Here is a 15,851-nt window from a genome sequence, read left to right on the forward strand (position 1 = left end):
TGCCGCTTGTCCTTAGCGGCCTGCCGGGTGCAGGAACCCTAGAATGGAAGTTAAGCCCACTTGCCGTGAGTGCCCATGAGCCTTTTGCCCACTTCCGCTGCTCCCCTAGCCATTGCTCCGACAGCAGCCAAGCCAAGGCGACTGGACTTCGAGGTGGTGATTGCCGGAGCTGGGATGGTGGGATCCACCTTAGCAGCCGCTTTGGGCCAGGCCGGGATCCGCGTCGGGCTGATCGAGGGGCGGGATCTCTCGCAGGGGGTGGGGCCCGATGGCCGAGCCAGCGCTTTGGCTCTGGGGACAGCCCGCATTCTGCAGCGGATTGGGGTATGGCCCCTTATGGAGGCCTGGGGAGTTTCTCCCATTCACCGCATTCAGGTCTCTGATGGGGAAAGCCCCTGGGTGGCTCAGCTGCGCCGTGAGATGCTCCAAGCGCCGGCGCTGGGCTACGTCGTGGAAAATCAAATCACCCAAAAGGCCCTGTTGCAGCGCATTCGCGAGTGCCCTTCGGTAACCCTTTTCAGCCCCGCCCAGGTGCAAAGTTTCTCCCCTGCAGCAGATCACATTCGGGTAGAGCTGGCCCAGGAGGGATCCCGGCAAACTCTGCGAGCTGCTCTGCTAGTGGTTGCAGATGGGGCCCGTTCGCGGCTGCGGGAACAGGCTGGGATCCCGTTATCCCGCTGGGGCTATGGACAGGTGTGCATCGTTTCCACCCTCACCCATGAGCATCCTCACCGGCAGGTGGCCTACGAGCGCTTTCAGGTCAGCGGTCCCTTCGCCATTTTGCCCACCTCCGATCCCCATCGCAGTTGCGTCGTCTGGACAGTGCGCCAAGGGGATCGAGATCGGCTGATGGGCTTGTCTGAGGCTGAGTTTTTGCAGGCCATCCGGCCCTGCTTTGGATCCCAGTTGGGAGCCTTGCTGGCGGCCTCTCCCAGAGCCTGTTATGAGCCACAGCGGGCCCATGCCCAAACCTACATCGGATCCCGGCTAGCTTTGGTGGGGGATGCTGCTCACACCACCCATCCGCTGGGGGGGCAGGGAGCGAATCTGGGCATGCGGGATGTGGCGGCCTTGGCTGCCCTGTTGATCGAAGCCAAAATGGCGGGCCGGGATCCCGGCGATCCGGCTTTGTTAAAAGCCTACGAGCGCTGTCGCCGCCCAGAAAACGCGCTGGTTCTTTTTGCAACCGATGCTGCCAATCGCCTCTTTTCCAACCGAAGCTGGCCGTTGCTGGTCTTGCGTCGCCTGGGCCTGTGGGGACTGGAGGTTTTGCCGCTGCTCAAGCCTGCTTTGATGCGCCAAGCAATGGGGATCCGCCCCCACCAACCCCAACTGCAGCAGCTCCCTTTCCCTGCACCCCCGGAACCTCTGGCTACGCCTGTCTAGATCCGGCCAAACTGTTGAGAGCTGGGCCCAGATCCTCGCCCGCCGCCTTTGTCCCCAGCAGACCAAGCGCTCCACAGGGATCAAGGCTGCTCCAGGGGTAAGTCTGAAAACAGCAATGGGGCAATATTGGCCGCCTGGTTGATGGGGATCTCGTCGTTGACGGCATACTGATAAAACTGATCCAAGCGCCGACACAAACCTTCTGGGGTCAAAGCCTGCACATTGGAGCTGATGATATAGCTTTGGGAAGGAGAGGCGCGAAACGCTTGAAAGGCTTTGCGACAAAAGTCCTGCTTGGCCTCCGGGTCTGCTTGTCGCCACTCTGGCCCCGTCAGCTTTCCGGAGAGAGTAGGACTACTTGCCGCGACCAGAGGCAGTCCCGTTCCCAAAACCAGACCGCCCAGGATGAGCAGCAGGAGGATCCCTTTCAGGAACACCTGACGCCAAAAGAACCCGAGCTTTTGCCCGTTTTGCACCATTGTTGGATAGGCTAAGTGGGTAGGTTGGGATGCCATAGCACCCCTAGCCATCATATCGATCTTCCCGATCCAACTTCATCCCGTTCTCAGAAGCCGACAGCAGACCTGCTCGCCCACAGGCAAGGGTGGCAACAAGTTCTCAACCCATGGCCCGCAGCAAGCCCCGCCAAAAACAGCGCTTTCCCCATCTGCTTGGCTCCAAGTGGACTTCCGCTCAGCCCGTCATGGGTTGGCGACATTTTCAGGTCACTGCCCGCCAACAGGGGGAAGGGGGAGTGGTGTTTGCCGAGCTCAGAGCCGTCTGCGATCCCCAGGTGCGCCTCTGGGTCAACGCGGCCACCCTGAAGAACCGGGATCTTTGGCAGCCGGGCTGGACGCCTCTCGAAGACGGGATCCCCTGTGGGCGGCAGGATCCCCTTCTGGACAGGGCTGGGGGATAGTTTCTCTCAAGCTGGGGCTCAGGGATCGATTAGGATCATCTCTCTAGTGTGGTGTTTTAATTCGGAAGCTTGAGGAGAAGAAAGCGAGATGGCCAGATGTGACGTTTGCGGAAAAGATCTTAGCTACAGCGATTATCAGTGGGCCAAGCGCTGCGCCAATCCCTACGGGAAATCCCACCTCATCTGCTTTGACTGCTACAGTGGCTCTTCTTGTCCCATCTGCTACTCCCCTCTCGAGTCGGCAGAATAGAGAGAGGTCGTTCTCAAAAGCCGCTTGTCCTCTCCCCGTGAGCCAAGCTCTTGGGAGGAAGTGGCAGAGGTCTCGATGGTTTTCCCAAGGGAGCCGGAACAGTGCGCATTGGCCAGGGCTATGACATCCACCGCCTCGTCGAGGGGCGCCCCCTGATCCTAGGTGGGATCCGGATCCCTTACGAAAAAGGGCTGTTGGGCCACAGCGACGCCGACGTGCTCACCCACGCCATCATGGACGCTCTCCTGGGGGCCGCCGCCCTGCGGGACATCGGCTACTACTTTCCCCCCGAAGACGAGCGCTGGAAGGGGGCAGACAGCATTCTCCTCTTGCAGCAGGTGGTGCAACTGGTAGGCCAAGAGGGCTGGCGCATTGCCAATGTCGATAGCGTCGTGGTAGCGGAGCAGCCTAAGCTCAAGCCCCACATCCCCGCCATACAGGCCCGCCTGGCCGAGGCCATGCAACTATCGCCCAAACAAGTAGGCGTGAAGGCCACCACCAACGAAAAACTGGGCCCCGTCGGCCAGGGAGAAGCCATGGCCGCCTTTGCCGTCGTCCTGTTGCTGGAACGCTGAGCCGCCGCTTTCTGGGAAGCACCTGGTCATCGCGCTGCCCAAGCTGCCAAACTGGCAAGCAACCGCTTCAAAAGTTTGCCCCAATTGCCGTGCAACCCCCTGCTGCCTCGATTGGGAGAGGGGCTGGGGGTGAGGGGCGCTGGCGGGCCCTTTCAAACTTGCTCGGATACTCAGCCAAGGAAATGGCAGGCCAAAACACCACCTCAACAGAGCAGCTCAAGAGAAGCCTTTTTGTTCCCCTATTCCTAGGGATCCTCCTCCTCTGGCTTGGCGCCTGTGCTGCTCCCGCCCGCCCGCCCCATCTCATTGCCACCGTTACCTCGGATCCCAAAACCTTCAACACCTATCTGGCCACCGAGAGCTCCAGCCGCGACGCCATCGCCTACCTAGAGGCGGGCCTGGTCACCCTCGATGAAGATACCCTCCTGCCCAAGCCGGAGCTGGCGGAAGGCTGGGAAGTGTCTGAGGACGGCTTGCGCTATGTCTTTACCTTGCGGGAAGGGCTGCGCTGGTCGGATGGAGAGCCTCTGACAGCAGCAGATGTGGACTTTACCTTTAACCGCATCATCTTCAACGAGCGGATCCCGACTTCTGCGCGGGATGTGCAGCGAATTGGAGAAGCTGGAGCACTGCCTCAGGTGCGGGCCCTGGACGAGCGGCGGATTGAGTTTATTTTACCGGAGCCCTTCGCTCCCTTTCTGCTGCAGGCGGGATCCCCCATTTTGCCCAAGCACATCCTCGAGCCCACCGTCGAGCAGGTGGACAGCCAGGGCAACCCCCTTTTCTTGCAAACCTGGGGTATCGACACGCCGGTGCAGGAGTTGGTGGGGGCCGGCCCCTATATCTTGCAGGAATACACCCCCGGCCAGCGGCTGGTGTACCGGCCCAACCCCTATTACTGGAAAGGGGAAGGGATCCCGCGCATTGAACGGGTAATCCTGCGCATTGTGGACTCAGAGGACACCGCGCTGCTGCAGTTTCGCTCCGGCGAGACCGACGTGTTTTCGGTGCGGGGGAGAGATTTTCAGCTCTTGAAGCGGGAAGAAGAACGGGATCAGTTCACCATCTACAATCTCGGCCAGACATTGAACAACTATTTCTTTGCCTTCAACCTCAGCCGCGCCCGTAACCCCCAGACCGGGCGGCCTTTTGTGGATCCCGTCAAAAGCCGCTGGTTTAACGATTTGAACTTCCGCCGGGCGGTGGCCCACGCCATGAACCGGCAGTTTTACGTCGATAGCGTCCTGCAAGGGTTGGGCGAGATCCAGCACTCGGTCTTCTCCCCCGCCAGCCCTTTCTACCTCAGCCCCGAAGAGGGCTTGCCCACCTACGACTACAACCCTGAAAAAGCGCGGCAACTGCTCCTCGATGCCGGATACACCTATGATGCTGAGGGCCACCTGCGGGATTCCGAGGGCAACCGTGTCCGTTTCACCTTGCTCACCAACGCCGGCAACAATCAGCGGGAGGCCACCGGCGCGTTGATCAAAGCTGATCTGGAGCGGATCGGCATCACCGTTGATTTTACCCCCATCGCCTTCAACACCCTGGTGCAGCGCACCGATAGCCGCGACTGGGAAACCCTGCTGCTGGGCTTTGGTGGCGGCGGCACCGAGCCCAACAACGGCTCCAACATCTGGCGCAGCGATGGCCGTTTGCACCTCTTCAATCTGGGAGATTTGCCCGGCAACCCGGCAGAAGGGGTTGAGGTCAGCGATTGGGAACGGGAGATCGACCGCATCTTTATTGAAGGGGTGCGGGAACTGGAGTTTGAGAAGCGCAAAGCCCTCTACGACCGGTTTCAAATCATCATTCAGGAACAACTGCCCCAAATCGGCACTTTTAACCCCCTGGTTCTCTCGGCCCTGCGCAACCGCATTCAAGGGGTGGATCCCCGACCTATTCTGGGGCCCTTGTGGAATTTGGATCAGCTCTACATTCAAGAGTAGAACTTCTGATGACGTGTCTGATGATGCATCTGATGATGTGGGATAGGGAGAGGCTGTCTGAACTGTTGAGTTGTGTCCCTATCGCCACATTTGGCAGGTGAAACTTAGTTGTAGGTTGGGTTGCGGATGTCTTGAATTTTGCAACTATTTCACCGTCAACTCCACGTCCCCCGCACTCCTGAGAATGTTGATCCCCACTCCCCCCGCTTGTAAATAGAGGCCGATGTCCAGGGATCCCTGGCCCACCTGCACATTCTCAAGAATGACATGGGGCAGCCACAGGGGCAGAGTGGGCTTGGTTAAATGTACCCGTTGAGCCAGCCCGTCGATCTCCAGCCCCAGACAAGCCTGCAGCAGCAAAAACACACTGGCCGCCGCCCAAGACTGGGGCAGACAGGCCACCGGATAAAGGGTGGGGCCCTCCCGCTGTCGCCGCCGAAAGCCACAAAACAGCTCAGGCAGCCGCTTCAGCTCCAGAAACTGGCTGGCATCGAACAGCGCTGTCAAGACCCGCACCGCTTCGCCCTTGAAGCCATAGCGAGATAAGCCTGCGGCAATCAAGGCATTGTCGTGGGGCCAGATGGAGCCATTGTGGTAGGACATGGGGTTGTAGCGCCCCTCTCCCTCCGGCACTGTGCGGATCCCCCAGCCGCTGAAGAAAGCTGGCTCCAGCAGTTGCCGGGCAATGCAGGCAGCATGCTCGGGATGGGCAATCCCCGAAAACAGACAGTGGCCCATGTTGGAGCTGCGCACCCGGCAGGGTTGCTTCTGGCCATCCAAAGCCAGGGCATAGCCCCCCAACTCTTCGCACCAGAAGTGATCCCAAAACTGCTGCTGCAGCTTTTCCGCTTGTTGTCGCAACTGGGCTGCTTGCTCTTGCCGCCCCAGCAGCTCGGCCATCTCTGCTGCCAACTGCTTAGCTTCGTAGGCATAGCCCTGCACCTCGCACAGGGCCAAGGGGGGTTCTGCCAGGGATCCGTCCGGGTAGAAGATGGCATCTTCAGAATCTTTCCAGCCCTGGTTGCGCAGGCCCCGCCGCGCCTTGCCGGCATACTCCAAAAAGCCGTCCCCGTCCGCATCCCCGTAAGTGTCCATCCAGTGCAGGGCTGCTTCGATGTTTGGCCAGAGCTGCCGCAACAGCTCTAGATCGCCGCTGCGGCGCACGTAGCGCCCTGCTAGCACCACAAACAAAGGGGTGGAGTCAATGCTGCCGAAATAATTGCCAAAGGGGATCTCGCGCGTCTTGGCCATCTCGCTGGAGCGCTGCTCATGCAGGATCTTGCCAGGCTCGGCATCGCGGCTGGGATCCACCTCCTGGGCCTGGTGGGCCGCCAGATACAGCAGCACCCCCCGCGCCAAGTCTGGAAACCACCAGAGAGTGGCCAGGGCGGTGATCAGGGCATCGCGCCCGAAGACCGTGGTAAACCAAGGCACCCCCGCATAGGGATAAAGCCCGTAGGGAGTGCGGGTGAGCATCATCAGCAGATCATCCCGTGAGGCGTTGAGCCAATCGTTAAACTGAGCATTGCCGGTGTCGATCCGGTGGGCTTGCGCCCGCAAGGAAGCCCTTTGCTCCCGCTCCGCCTGCAGAGCCTCCTGGTAGGTCAAAGGGGCGATCTCCTCCCCGCCGTAGCTGCAGATCACCCTCAGCTCCAAATCCCGTTCCTCCTGCGGGGCCAAAGGCACCCACCACTGCGCCAGCTTCTCCGACACTAGCTCCGGCGCCGGCAAAAATTGCAACTGGGTTTGCCGCTCCACTCCATCCAAGCCGCGGTAGCGGAGAACCACTCCCTCAGGGTTCACCTGGGCCGGCAGCACTTGACCCCGCTGGGCCCGTCGGATGCCCCGGATCTCAAAAATATCGGCAAAGTCCGCCTCAAAGCGCAGGGTAATCGGCACGCGAAACGGCTCCGAGCCGTAGTTGTGAATGCGAATGCGCTCGTAGGCTACGTTGTTCCACAGAAAAGTAGTCCGTAGAACATGCAGGGTATCTTGACCGATAAACTGCCCCTCTGAGGTGGTGAACTCCGGGTTGGTCAGATCCACCGCCAAAATATCTTTGTCTTCCCGCACCTCTGAGCTGAGCAGCAGGAACTGCTTTCCCTGCAAGTCCAACACCCAGCGGGACAAAAAGCGGGTGTCGTCCCGGAAGAGGCCATGATCCCGGATGCCGAGGGGGCGCATGTTCCCTCGCCGGTCAAAGATGGCAAAGCAGTTGTCATGCTTGAGAACATGAGAGCGTGCCTCCACCCAAGAGGCGCTGGCCCGGATGTAGTACTGATCTTGAATTTGGATGATGTCTTCTGCCATCTCGGTCTTCTCGATCCCTATCCAGCCGGTCTCCTACGCGAACAGCTTACTGCTATCGGTCCACTCAAAGAAGGCGAAGAAGCAGGGGCCCCCCGATGCAGCCCAGCAGCCCTAGCTGCTACTTGGCCCATCTAAGCCTTATTAAGCTGCCTTCTTCGCGACATCTCCTGCCGCTCGTTCACCAGTTGGCGGTAGAGAGCCTCGTAGTCCGACACCATTCTTTCCACGCTGAACCGCTCCTCAAACACCTGCCGCACCCCGGCTCGGCTCAGGGATCCCACCTTCTCCACAGCCTCCACTGCTTCCTCCACCGAGTCGACAATAAAGCCGGAGCGCCTGTCGGCCATTACCTCGGGTACTGAGCCAAAACGGGTGGCAATTACCGGCGTGCCACAGGCCATCGCTTCAATCATCACCAGCCCAAAGGGCTCCGGCCAGCGGATGGGAAACAGCACCGCATAGGCCTTGCCCAAAAACTCGCTTTTCTCTTGGTCGGTGATTTCCCCTATGATCTCCACATTGGGGTGGCGACTGGCCAAAGGCTTAATTTCTAACTCGTAGTACTGGCGATCCACCGCATCGATCTTGATAGCAGCCTTCAGCGGCATCCCTGCCCGCGCCGCAATTTCAATAGCCGTGTCCAGCCCTTTTTCCGGGGAGACCCGGCCCAAAAAGGCCAGGTAGTCCCCCTTTTCTGGATAGAAACGGTGGAGATCCAGGGGCAAGCCGTGGTAGACCGTCCCCACCCAGCGGGCCTGGGGCAGCGGCAGCCGCTGGGCGTTGGAGATGGAGACCACCGGAATGTCCTGAAACTCGGTGTAGAGGGGCTGCAGCTCCGGAATGTCCAGTCGCCCGTGTAGGGTGGCCAAAAAAGAAACCTGCGGGTGGCGACGGGCCAGGGCATAGGGATAGTAGTCGATGTGGCCGTGGATAATGTCAAACTCGTCGGCCATCTGAAAGGCTTTCTCCACCATCAAAATATGAGGAGCCACTGTGTCGATGGCCGTGGGATCCAAACGCAAAGCCCGCTCCCGAAAGGGGATGAGGCGAGCTTGGGTTTGGGAGTCGCCGCTGGCAAACAACGTCACCTCATGCCCCCGCCGCACCAGCTCTTCGGTGAGCCAAGACACAACTCGCTCGGTGCCGCCGTAGAGCTTGGGGGGCACACTCTCATGCAAAGGGGCAATCTGAGCAATGCGCATAGCCATCCTCCACACCGAATCATCACTGCTTAACGAAAACTTCTGCTGGCGCTCCGCCGCCGACCCTTGGGATCCCCTGTTGAGGGCACGCCATTCCTGGCTAGACTGTTCCAGAGTGAGCAGGAAAGGAGTTCAGGCTGCCGCCACCTGCCGGAGAGTTGAAGAGGCTTGAATGAGAACCCCAGCCATCACTTGCTCTTGCCCGCCGCAGCTTAATTTTCCTCCTCAGCGCTGGCTGTGGAGTTGCTTGGGAGCCATGGCCATAACGGCTCTCACGGCTGTTGCCGCTTGGGCGCGGCCAGTGCTGGAAGTACGCATGACCCTGGGTTTGCCCATCAGCCCCAACTACTGGTACATGGTAGCTCTCAGCCGGGCCGGCAGCCCTGGCCCTACCGCCAACTTGGTGGATCCCAACGTCCGTGTGGGGCTCAACGAGTACACCTTTGTGCGGGACTGGGATTACCTCATTCGGGTTACCCCCCTCAACGAAGAGTCGGTCTTGCAAGCCACCATCCAGCGGTTTGGAGAGCCGGAACGAGAGTTTGCCGTTGGCTTTAACCAGGTACGGGTTAATCGCCTTACCCGTGACCGCGATACCCTCAATTTCCAGATCGATATCTCCGAGCTGCAGGGTCTCGATGGGCGGGATCAAGATATTCAGGTGGCTCTGCTCACCGCTCGCGCCCCCTTCCGTGTGGCCCCCGAAGAGACCAATCTGGCCATTGATGCCACCCGGGGAGATTTGCCCAATTTCTATCGCCTCAGCCTGTCCAATCAGCGGCAGGTGGTTGTGGATGATCCCCAGCGACAAGAGACGGTGCGCCGCAGCCGCGAATTGATCCAACAAAGTGGCTCCGGAGCTGCCCTCACTCGCGACCTTATCGAGGGCGGGGCTTTGGAGATTTTGGCCGCCAACATCCTCACCTTCGAGCTGCGCCTGGTGGATCGCTAGAGAGGGATCTCTTCCCATCTGACATCTGCCCAAGACCGTTCTTGCAGCCCGGCAGAGCCTCAATCCCTCAATAGTCGTTCCAAGTTGCCGTGAACCGGCCCATTGGCTTCCCTCTACCCTTGGGAGAAAGGCTCGGGGATCTCAAGCGATTGGAAAAACTCCTTCTCCTGGAACGGGTGCAGGATCCAACATCACAAACAAAAACGACTCCAGCCCTGCCAGGTAGGTGAGCACCTCCTCCTGGGCCGCTTCCGGCTCTAACGTGTTGACCTGAGCTGCCTGCTCAATCATGGCCTTCACCGGCGTTGGCCCCTGCAACAGGGATCCCAACCAAGCCATCTGAGGGGCTGAGATGGTCAGGCGCCCATAGCTGGATCCCGGCCAATTCATGGCAAACTCCAGCTTCTTCTCGTAGGCTTTGGCGAAGCTTTGGCGAAATTCGACGTTGTCGGCCAGGATGGGGTTGAGCTGCACTCTGCCCCCCAGCCAATCGGCGTCGCTCCAGGGCAAGACCAAGGAAGAGCCGGGGTGTTCCGCCCAAAAGTCAATGAGGCGATGGTTGGGGTAGATCAGCTCATAAAAGTGATTCTGGTCGGCAGGCGAGAGTTTGTCCAGCTCAGCTTGCAACCAGGGGGGCATGGCCCTCTCCTTGAACAAAAGCGCCGGATCCCAGTCGGCATAGTCCACCAAGCAGACAAGGCCCAGATCGGCGTCTGCGAGCATGCGCATCAGGTCGGGGATCAGGAAGCCCTTGTCTCCTGGCAAGAGGTAGTTGGCCCGGATGTTGGTGTCGTCTTTGTAGATCTCAGGGTTCCAGCGCAGGGCTGCCCGCATTTCGTCCGAGGCCAAACTGGCCATGAATTCCCGCACCCGCTGACAGGCTTCAGGGGTGGGCAGATCAAATAGCCCCAGCAGCCGAAACGCCTCTTGCATGCGGAAGATGACCTCCCGCTGGTAGGCGTGATGTAGGTTGGCCCGCAGGATCCCGTCAGGTTTGAGAACCCGCTTGAGGGCTTTTAGCCCCGCCACCGGATCGTCCAGCAGATAGAGCACATCGTTGAGGCTGATGAAGTCAAATTCCAACCCCAACTGTTCGATATCCAACAGGTCGAGAACATACAACTCCACCTCTCCAAAACCGTGGTAGCGCAAGCGTCGCTCCGTCACCCGTACCGACTCTGCTGACAGGTCGCACACCACCAGCCGCGCCCCTGGATTGGCCTCCGCCAGGATCAACGTTTCCCAGCCAGAGCCGCAGCCAGCATTCAAAATGAGAGCGCCTTCGCTGGGCACAATGGCGCGGGTGCGGGCGTATTGGGCGGTGGTCAAACTTAGGCGGTACAACCCGTCAATGGCGTTGCGGCCCGAGGCCTCAATGGAAACATTGGGGTAGGGCAGTTCTTCGTACAGTTGCCGCAGAGATTCTGTCGAGCTGCTGGCCATGGGATCCGCTGCAGGAAGCTGCCCTTTATGCTACCCGGCATCCCTTCCCCGCAGGAATGCCTCTAAGGCAGCAGCCAGGGTTTCATTCCCCTGCAGATCCAATCCATCCGGCCTCTGGGGTGGGTGGGCGGGATCCCGCAAAAAGTCCCAGGATCCTTGAAAAAACTCCTCTGGCGAGAGAATGCGATGCCAGCCGTAGCGCTGCAGACCCTCAACCAGCAACGGCGACTCGGCAAACCCAGAGCGGGTAACACAGGCCATAGGTGTGCGGCTGCGCAGGGCCTCTGCCAAAGTGCCATAGCCCGGCTTGGACACCACCCAGCGGCAGAGGGGCATCACATCCACCGGTCGCCACACCCGCCCATCCAAAACCCGCAAGTTGGGCAAGGGGGGAGCTTCCGGATCAAAGGTGAGAAACTGCCAGTCGGGAAAATCTTGGAGCCGCTCGTAAGGAAACCCCTGCACCCCCAGCCCGCCAAAGGTGAACAAAGCCCTGGGTTGATCCGGGTGTAACCCCAACTGGGCGGCGACCTCTTCTGGTGGGTAGCGGGGATCCGATCCCGTCAGCCCCACCTCCTGCTGACGCGGAAAAGCGCTAGTGCTCCGCACCGCTGACGCGACCATGCTCTCGCTAAAGGGCAGGCGAAACAGAAGGTCACATTGCCCATAGAGCTCCTGGATCCAGGCCACAAACGGTTGAAACTCCGGGCCGTATTCTTGGTAGATGAAATCCCAGCCAAAATTACTGGCCATCCAGCAAGGGATCCCAGCAGCCTGGGCAATCGCCGCAGCAATGGGCGGCACATCCGCCAACACCAAAGGCACCCCCTGGGCTCGAATGAAATCCGCTTCTTCTCGAACAAGCTCCGCAGCGCTGGCTTTAAACGCCTTGAGGGCAGCCAACGTAGCCGGCAGATCCGCTTGCAGCCCATCCGGCTGCACCACCCCCACATCCAACGCCCGCGGCCGATGGAGAAACTTCCCCTCCACGTAACGCTCCAGGAGCCAGCGGGGAGCCGGCGTAACAAAGATGGGCAGAACATGGGGATCCTGCCGCAGCAAAGCATTCACCACTGCCGCCAGACGGGTAACGTGCCCAAACCCGTGCGCTGTTGCCGCCACATAGAGAGGAACGGGATTCATTGTGCTCTGCACCGCTAACGCGATAGGACTCCGTCCCGCTAACGCGATAGGACTCCGTCCCGCTGGCGCGAACGCAACCGCCTCAGGACAGAACAGGATCCGCGGGGGGCTTTTCCCTATGGGATCCCCACAAGTTACTCGCCAAGATCAAGCCCAGGCCCACCACAGATCCCAGCGCAATCGTCTCGCCCAACAGCACCGCAATCAACCCCAACGACAAAAAGGGCGTCACATACACCCAGTTGGCCAGGGATCCCCGGTGGCCCGCCAACTCCAAAGCCCGCAGCCAAAACACAAAAGTTAAGCCCATCTCCGCCAGACCAATGTAAGCTGCCCAACCCAGCCCCGCAACTGTCCAAGAGACCTCCTGAAACGGCAGCAGTAGCAGGCCATAGAGGCTGCCGAAGAGAAACCCCATAAACAGCTTCAGCACCGCATCTCGCCCATCCCGCACATTGAGTAGCCAATAGAGCGCCCAGAGTCCAGAGCTGCCCACCGCCAGCAGCACCCCCCAGGGATCCTCCACCTGCAAGGTGCCCCAGGATCCCCCCGTAGCCACCAGCACCACCCCCAGCAGGCTCACCCCCAAGGCCAACACCAGCCGCCAACGGAAGCGCTCTCCCAGCAGCGGCACCGCCAGAAGAGCCAGCACCAGCGGCCAAGTGTAATTCAGAGCCATCGCCGCCTGAGCCGACAGACGGTCATAAGCCTGGAACAACACCCCATAGTAGCCGAAGGGGTTGAGCAGCCCCTGAAGGGCCGACAGGCGGATTTGGGATCCCCTCTGCTTGCCGAGGAACCCTGCCCGCCCTGTAACCACCAAAACGATCCCCAGGATCAGGCAAGAGCTAAAGGCCGAAAAAATCAGCAGAACCGTCGGCGACAGGTACCGCAACCCAAACTTAAAAGCGCTGGCAGCCGTAGCCCAGCCCAAGATGGCCGCCGCCAGGTAAGCATAGGCTCGCCAGGGATCCCTAGGCATCAAAAGCTGTCGAGATGGTGCTCCGCACCGCTACCGCCGTCCTCTGGCTTCGACTTAGCTCCGGTGGGAAGGCCCAGCCGCGGTGCCACCACCCAGGCGTAGAGCAGGTAGCCCAACCCCGCCACCACCGCCCACCTGAGAACAGTGCCGAAAACCCGGAAGAACAGCCCAACCAGAAGAATACAGCCCAGAATGGCGAAGACCGTCACCAGTGGACGCCCCCAAGTCTCAATCCAAGCTCGAACGGCACTTTTCCCCCGAGACGCAACGGATGTTCCCGACTCCCGAGAGGCTGCAGCCGCCTGCTCCAGTTCACGCTCAAGCTGTTTCAGCCGTTCTTGTTCTGAGAAAGAGAGATCGGACATAGAGAGCAGTCTCCAGCGTTTCACCTCCATCTTACGAGCTGCTCCCGAAGATGGGCAGACTAAGCCCGCGCCGAAGGGATCTCCTGAACCATAGCCCGGAACACATCCAAAGCCGGGCCAGGGCGACGGTTAGGACGCGGAGCCGAGATCTCATTGGGCACAAAAGGCTTCTCCACCACCACCTTGGGCTTGTTGGCAGGAGCAGTTGCTGTAGCCGCAGGAGCAGAGCTGGGAGAAGCTGGTGCAGAACGAAAAGGCCCGGTAACAAAATCCACCAAGCCGCCGAAGAGAATGCCGAAAAAGGAGAACAGGCCGCCGAAAAGCTTCTTGAGGATACCCATGGCTCATTGCAAAGAAATGAGGTGAGAGATTGTCGAAGTTGTGAAGTTGTACAACTTGACCTTCATTATTGTTAAGAAGCAGCATCTTGGCCATGAGTAAATATGCTCTTTTTCTCAGGGATCCCCCACCCGCCTGCCCTCGGCGTCAAATTGCTGTAGGGGCAGGATCAACTCCAGCTCCTGCAGTTCCAAAGGCTGAGGGATCCCTCTACTGCGCCCCAAAGCAAAGCCATCCGCCGCTGCCGGGTTCACGTCATAGCCGATATCTGCCATTGCTTCGACGGTGAGAATGCTTAAGGGGTTGGCTACCCCCCGGTCGATGCGGCTGGTCATCAGCTCGCGGCCCAAGACGCTCTCCCGCCAATGGGAATCTCGGGATCCCTCCCCAAACTGGTTCTCCAAGGGCACAGAGGGCGCGTTTCCTCCCAGCCTAGTGAAGGCGCTGACTGCCCTAGGGCCGATAAAGCGGGGATCGTAGCCAGGGGGCGTAGGCTGATCCCGTCCCACCAAGCCCACCGTTAGCCCCTTGGGATCCCAGACGATGGGCAAGAAGCCCAAGGCATGGCCCAACTCGTGCAGGGCGGTAATGGGCAGATCCCCTCGTTCTTCCAGGGCAGATAGATTTTGACTGTTGAACAGAACTACGGAGTAAAAAGGCAGACCATTAGAGGCCCGTACAAAACAGGGAGCAGCTCCCCCCAAAATTCGCTCGTCGCCGAGATTTCTGGCCCGCACCTCCACCAACAGATCGTCGATGGGGAAATTGAGTGGCGTGCTGGGAAACCCTCGATCGCATTCGTCGGCCCGAATGGTGGTGGGGGGCAGATCCGGCTGGTCACCAACGATGATCTGTTGCCAGCGCAGAGCGGCATTGCGGATGATCGACTGCTGGGTAGGAGTGAGACTGTTGTCGGGAAAGCGAACGTCAATGGTGAACTGGGAAACAGGGGCAGTCGTTGGCGAGGGCAAAGGGGCAGGAATGACAGTCGGAGTAGGGGTGAGAACGACAGTTGGAGTAGAAGTGGGAATGACGGTTGGAATGGGAGTGGGAATGACACTCACAGAAGAGGAGCCACCACTTCCCCCGCAGGCCTTGAGCACCAGTACCAGAAGCACAGCCACCAGGGATCCAAGCAGACGCAGACCCCATACTTTCCCCAGAAGCTGTCGCTGCCCCGAAAAAACCTTCACACCACCCCCAAACGCAAAGAGCCTCACGGCCCAGTTGGATCATACCGGCTGCAACCATCCTCCCGAGCATGATTTGCGTCACACCGCACCGGTCAACTTCAAGGCCAGGAAGAGATGGGTTTGGAGGTCTATATTTTCAGGTCAGGATCTCTCAATCTGAGGAGTCGGAAGAGTTTTCCTCTTCTATGCCCCAGCCCGCAGCCAAAACATCCACCGCTGCCCGCAACGCCTGGTTATCCCCCAAGAGCTCCTCGGGATCCGAACGCGGCTCCACCAGGGGAACCAAGCGCAGAATACGTCCGTCCTGAACCAAGTCGATAACCACGCCCGGCTGCTCCTTGCCCAGGTTGGCCATCTCTTCTTCGGAAGCGGGATCCCGCAGACAGGCATAGTCAAAGCTGTTCACATTTAAGTAGAGGCTACGGTTTACCACCAGTGTGGCAGCAGTGGGATCCTGAAAAACATCCACCACGCAGCCTTCCCCTTGCTTCCGCACTGAGCCATCGACGATATCGAAGTAGCGAACACGGGCCAAATCGGATAGGAGTCGGTAAATATCCCGCTTGTTCACCAAAGTTCCCGTATTCACAATACAGGGGGCACAGGGATGAGTGTCTGTCATAGAGCAGTCGGTCTCGAAAGGTCAACAGATTGAGAGTAGGCAAAAGGAAAGCAACATCAACAGTGTCTGCAAACTATCTCCGAAAACATCAGTCCTCGGCAATTCTAGGCGCGGTTATGGTTGACAAGCAACAGGTATCCGTAACTTTACAAAAACTTTAATCAGCTAAAAAAGAGAGAAGTAGCCTGCCCTGCTTTATCCAGTTAACCCAGTGCAACAAC

Annotated in this window: 15 protein-coding genes; 5 read left to right on the forward strand and 10 right to left on the reverse strand. The window is 59.4% G+C overall.

The window, feature by feature from the left end; genetic code table 11:
• Positions 1-75 precede the first annotated feature (75 nt).
• Positions 76-1,386, forward strand: coding sequence for a UbiH/UbiF/VisC/COQ6 family ubiquinone biosynthesis hydroxylase (locus CYB_RS03700; RefSeq protein WP_041436266.1), 1,311 nt, complete (start codon positions 76-78; stop codon positions 1,384-1,386).
• A gap of 80 nt (positions 1,387-1,466) precedes the next feature.
• On the opposite strand, the gene CYB_RS03705 is transcribed toward CYB_RS03700, so the two are convergent.
• A complete protein-coding gene (locus CYB_RS03705) occupies positions 1,467-1,901 on the reverse strand; it encodes a hypothetical protein (RefSeq protein ID WP_148202694.1) in 435 nt (144 codons plus the stop codon).
• A 110-nt stretch (positions 1,902-2,011) separates the two neighbouring features.
• Between CYB_RS03705 and CYB_RS03710 the strand changes: the two genes are divergently transcribed.
• The 3 genes from CYB_RS03710 to CYB_RS03720 all read left to right on the forward strand — a co-directional run bounded on the left by CYB_RS03710 (position 2,012) and on the right by CYB_RS03720 (position 5,079).
• The gene (locus CYB_RS03710) at positions 2,012-2,305 is read left to right on the forward strand and encodes a TIGR02450 family Trp-rich protein (protein ID WP_011432423.1); all 294 of its coding nucleotides are present in this window, start codon (positions 2,012-2,014) and stop codon (positions 2,303-2,305) included.
• A 351-nt stretch (positions 2,306-2,656) separates the two neighbouring features.
• The gene (gene ispF, locus CYB_RS03715; protein WP_011429179.1) at positions 2,657-3,130 is read left to right on the forward strand and encodes a 2-C-methyl-D-erythritol 2,4-cyclodiphosphate synthase; all 474 of its coding nucleotides are present in this window, start codon (positions 2,657-2,659) and stop codon (positions 3,128-3,130) included.
• A gap of 182 nt (positions 3,131-3,312) precedes the next feature.
• Entirely contained in the window at positions 3,313-5,079 is a 1,767-nt protein-coding gene (locus CYB_RS03720) for an ABC transporter substrate-binding protein (protein WP_011432424.1), read from the forward strand.
• Positions 5,080-5,223: 144 nt separating this feature from the next.
• On the opposite strand, the gene CYB_RS03725 is transcribed toward CYB_RS03720, so the two are convergent.
• Together CYB_RS03725 and CYB_RS03730 are read right to left on the reverse strand one after the other, a co-directional pair.
• Positions 5,224-7,389, reverse strand: a complete 2,166-nt coding sequence (locus CYB_RS03725) for an amylo-alpha-1,6-glucosidase (protein WP_011432425.1) — start codon at positions 7,387-7,389, stop codon at positions 5,224-5,226.
• Positions 7,390-7,520: 131 nt separating this feature from the next.
• The gene (locus CYB_RS03730; RefSeq protein ID WP_011432426.1) at positions 7,521-8,591 is read right to left on the reverse strand and encodes a glycosyltransferase family 4 protein; all 1,071 of its coding nucleotides are present in this window, start codon (positions 8,589-8,591) and stop codon (positions 7,521-7,523) included.
• Positions 8,592-8,847: 256 nt separating this feature from the next.
• On the opposite strand from CYB_RS03730, the gene CYB_RS03735 reads away from it, so the two are divergent.
• On the forward strand, positions 8,848-9,543 hold the full coding sequence (locus CYB_RS03735) for a hypothetical protein (RefSeq protein ID WP_041436270.1): 696 nt from the start codon (positions 8,848-8,850) through the stop codon (positions 9,541-9,543).
• Between the two features lie 141 nt (positions 9,544-9,684).
• Here CYB_RS03735 and CYB_RS03740 read toward each other — a convergent pair whose 3' ends face one another.
• The 7 genes from CYB_RS03740 to CYB_RS03770 form a co-directional block, all read right to left on the reverse strand.
• The gene (locus CYB_RS03740; RefSeq protein WP_011432428.1) at positions 9,685-10,986 is read right to left on the reverse strand and encodes a class I SAM-dependent methyltransferase; all 1,302 of its coding nucleotides are present in this window, start codon (positions 10,984-10,986) and stop codon (positions 9,685-9,687) included.
• 30 nt (positions 10,987-11,016) lie between these two features.
• Entirely contained in the window at positions 11,017-12,129 is a 1,113-nt protein-coding gene (locus tag CYB_RS03745; RefSeq protein WP_011432429.1) for a hypothetical protein, read from the reverse strand.
• Positions 12,130-12,211: 82 nt separating this feature from the next.
• Positions 12,212-13,111: a DMT family transporter gene (locus tag CYB_RS03750; protein WP_011432430.1), complete on the reverse strand. Its 900-nt coding sequence runs from the start codon at positions 13,109-13,111 to the stop codon at positions 12,212-12,214.
• Complete coding sequence (locus tag CYB_RS03755; RefSeq protein WP_011432431.1) at positions 13,111-13,476, reverse strand: hypothetical protein; 366 nt, start codon at positions 13,474-13,476, stop codon at positions 13,111-13,113. The genes CYB_RS03750 and CYB_RS03755 overlap by 1 nt, the downstream gene beginning before the upstream one ends.
• Positions 13,477-13,535: 59 nt before the next feature.
• Positions 13,536-13,817 (reverse strand): hypothetical protein, encoded by a 282-nt coding sequence (locus CYB_RS03760; RefSeq protein WP_011432432.1) that lies wholly within the window; start codon positions 13,815-13,817, stop codon positions 13,536-13,538.
• A 114-nt stretch (positions 13,818-13,931) separates the two neighbouring features.
• Positions 13,932-14,939, reverse strand: a complete 1,008-nt coding sequence (locus tag CYB_RS03765; RefSeq protein ID WP_238376887.1) for a leishmanolysin-related zinc metalloendopeptidase — start codon at positions 14,937-14,939, stop codon at positions 13,932-13,934.
• 220 nt (positions 14,940-15,159) lie between these two features.
• A complete protein-coding gene (locus CYB_RS03770; RefSeq protein ID WP_011432434.1) occupies positions 15,160-15,630 on the reverse strand; it encodes a hypothetical protein in 471 nt (156 codons plus the stop codon).
• Between the last annotated feature and the right edge of the window lie 221 nt (positions 15,631-15,851).

Source organism: Synechococcus sp. JA-2-3B'a(2-13) (genome assembly GCF_000013225.1).
Taxonomy (GTDB): domain Bacteria; phylum Cyanobacteriota; class Cyanobacteriia; order Thermostichales; family Thermostichaceae; genus Thermostichus.

Bases quoted from the DNA above. Each gene is read 5' to 3' on its own strand.
- CYB_RS03710 (WP_011432423.1), top strand. From the start codon at position 2,012: ATGGCCCGCAGCAAGCCCCGCCAAAAACAGCGCTTTCCCCATCTGCTT.
- CYB_RS03740 (WP_011432428.1), bottom strand. From the start codon at position 10,986: ATGGCCAGCAGCTCGACAGAATCTCTGCGGCAACTGTACGAAGAACTG.
- CYB_RS03770 (WP_011432434.1), bottom strand. From the start codon at position 15,630: ATGACAGACACTCATCCCTGTGCCCCCTGTATTGTGAATACGGGAACT.
- CYB_RS03745 (WP_011432429.1), bottom strand. From the start codon at position 12,129: ATGAATCCCGTTCCTCTCTATGTGGCGGCAACAGCGCACGGGTTTGGG.
- CYB_RS03735 (WP_041436270.1), top strand. From the start codon at position 8,848: ATGGCCATAACGGCTCTCACGGCTGTTGCCGCTTGGGCGCGGCCAGTG.
- CYB_RS03705 (WP_148202694.1), bottom strand. From the start codon at position 1,901: ATGGCATCCCAACCTACCCACTTAGCCTATCCAACAATGGTGCAAAAC.
- CYB_RS03700 (WP_041436266.1), top strand. From the start codon at position 76: ATGAGCCTTTTGCCCACTTCCGCTGCTCCCCTAGCCATTGCTCCGACA.
- CYB_RS03725 (WP_011432425.1), bottom strand. From the start codon at position 7,389: ATGGCAGAAGACATCATCCAAATTCAAGATCAGTACTACATCCGGGCC.
- CYB_RS03750 (WP_011432430.1), bottom strand. From the start codon at position 13,111: ATGCCTAGGGATCCCTGGCGAGCCTATGCTTACCTGGCGGCGGCCATC.
- CYB_RS03760 (WP_011432432.1), bottom strand. From the start codon at position 13,817: ATGGGTATCCTCAAGAAGCTTTTCGGCGGCCTGTTCTCCTTTTTCGGC.
- CYB_RS03720 (WP_011432424.1), top strand. From the start codon at position 3,313: ATGGCAGGCCAAAACACCACCTCAACAGAGCAGCTCAAGAGAAGCCTT.
- CYB_RS03730 (WP_011432426.1), bottom strand. From the start codon at position 8,591: ATGCGCATTGCTCAGATTGCCCCTTTGCATGAGAGTGTGCCCCCCAAG.
- CYB_RS03755 (WP_011432431.1), bottom strand. From the start codon at position 13,476: ATGTCCGATCTCTCTTTCTCAGAACAAGAACGGCTGAAACAGCTTGAG.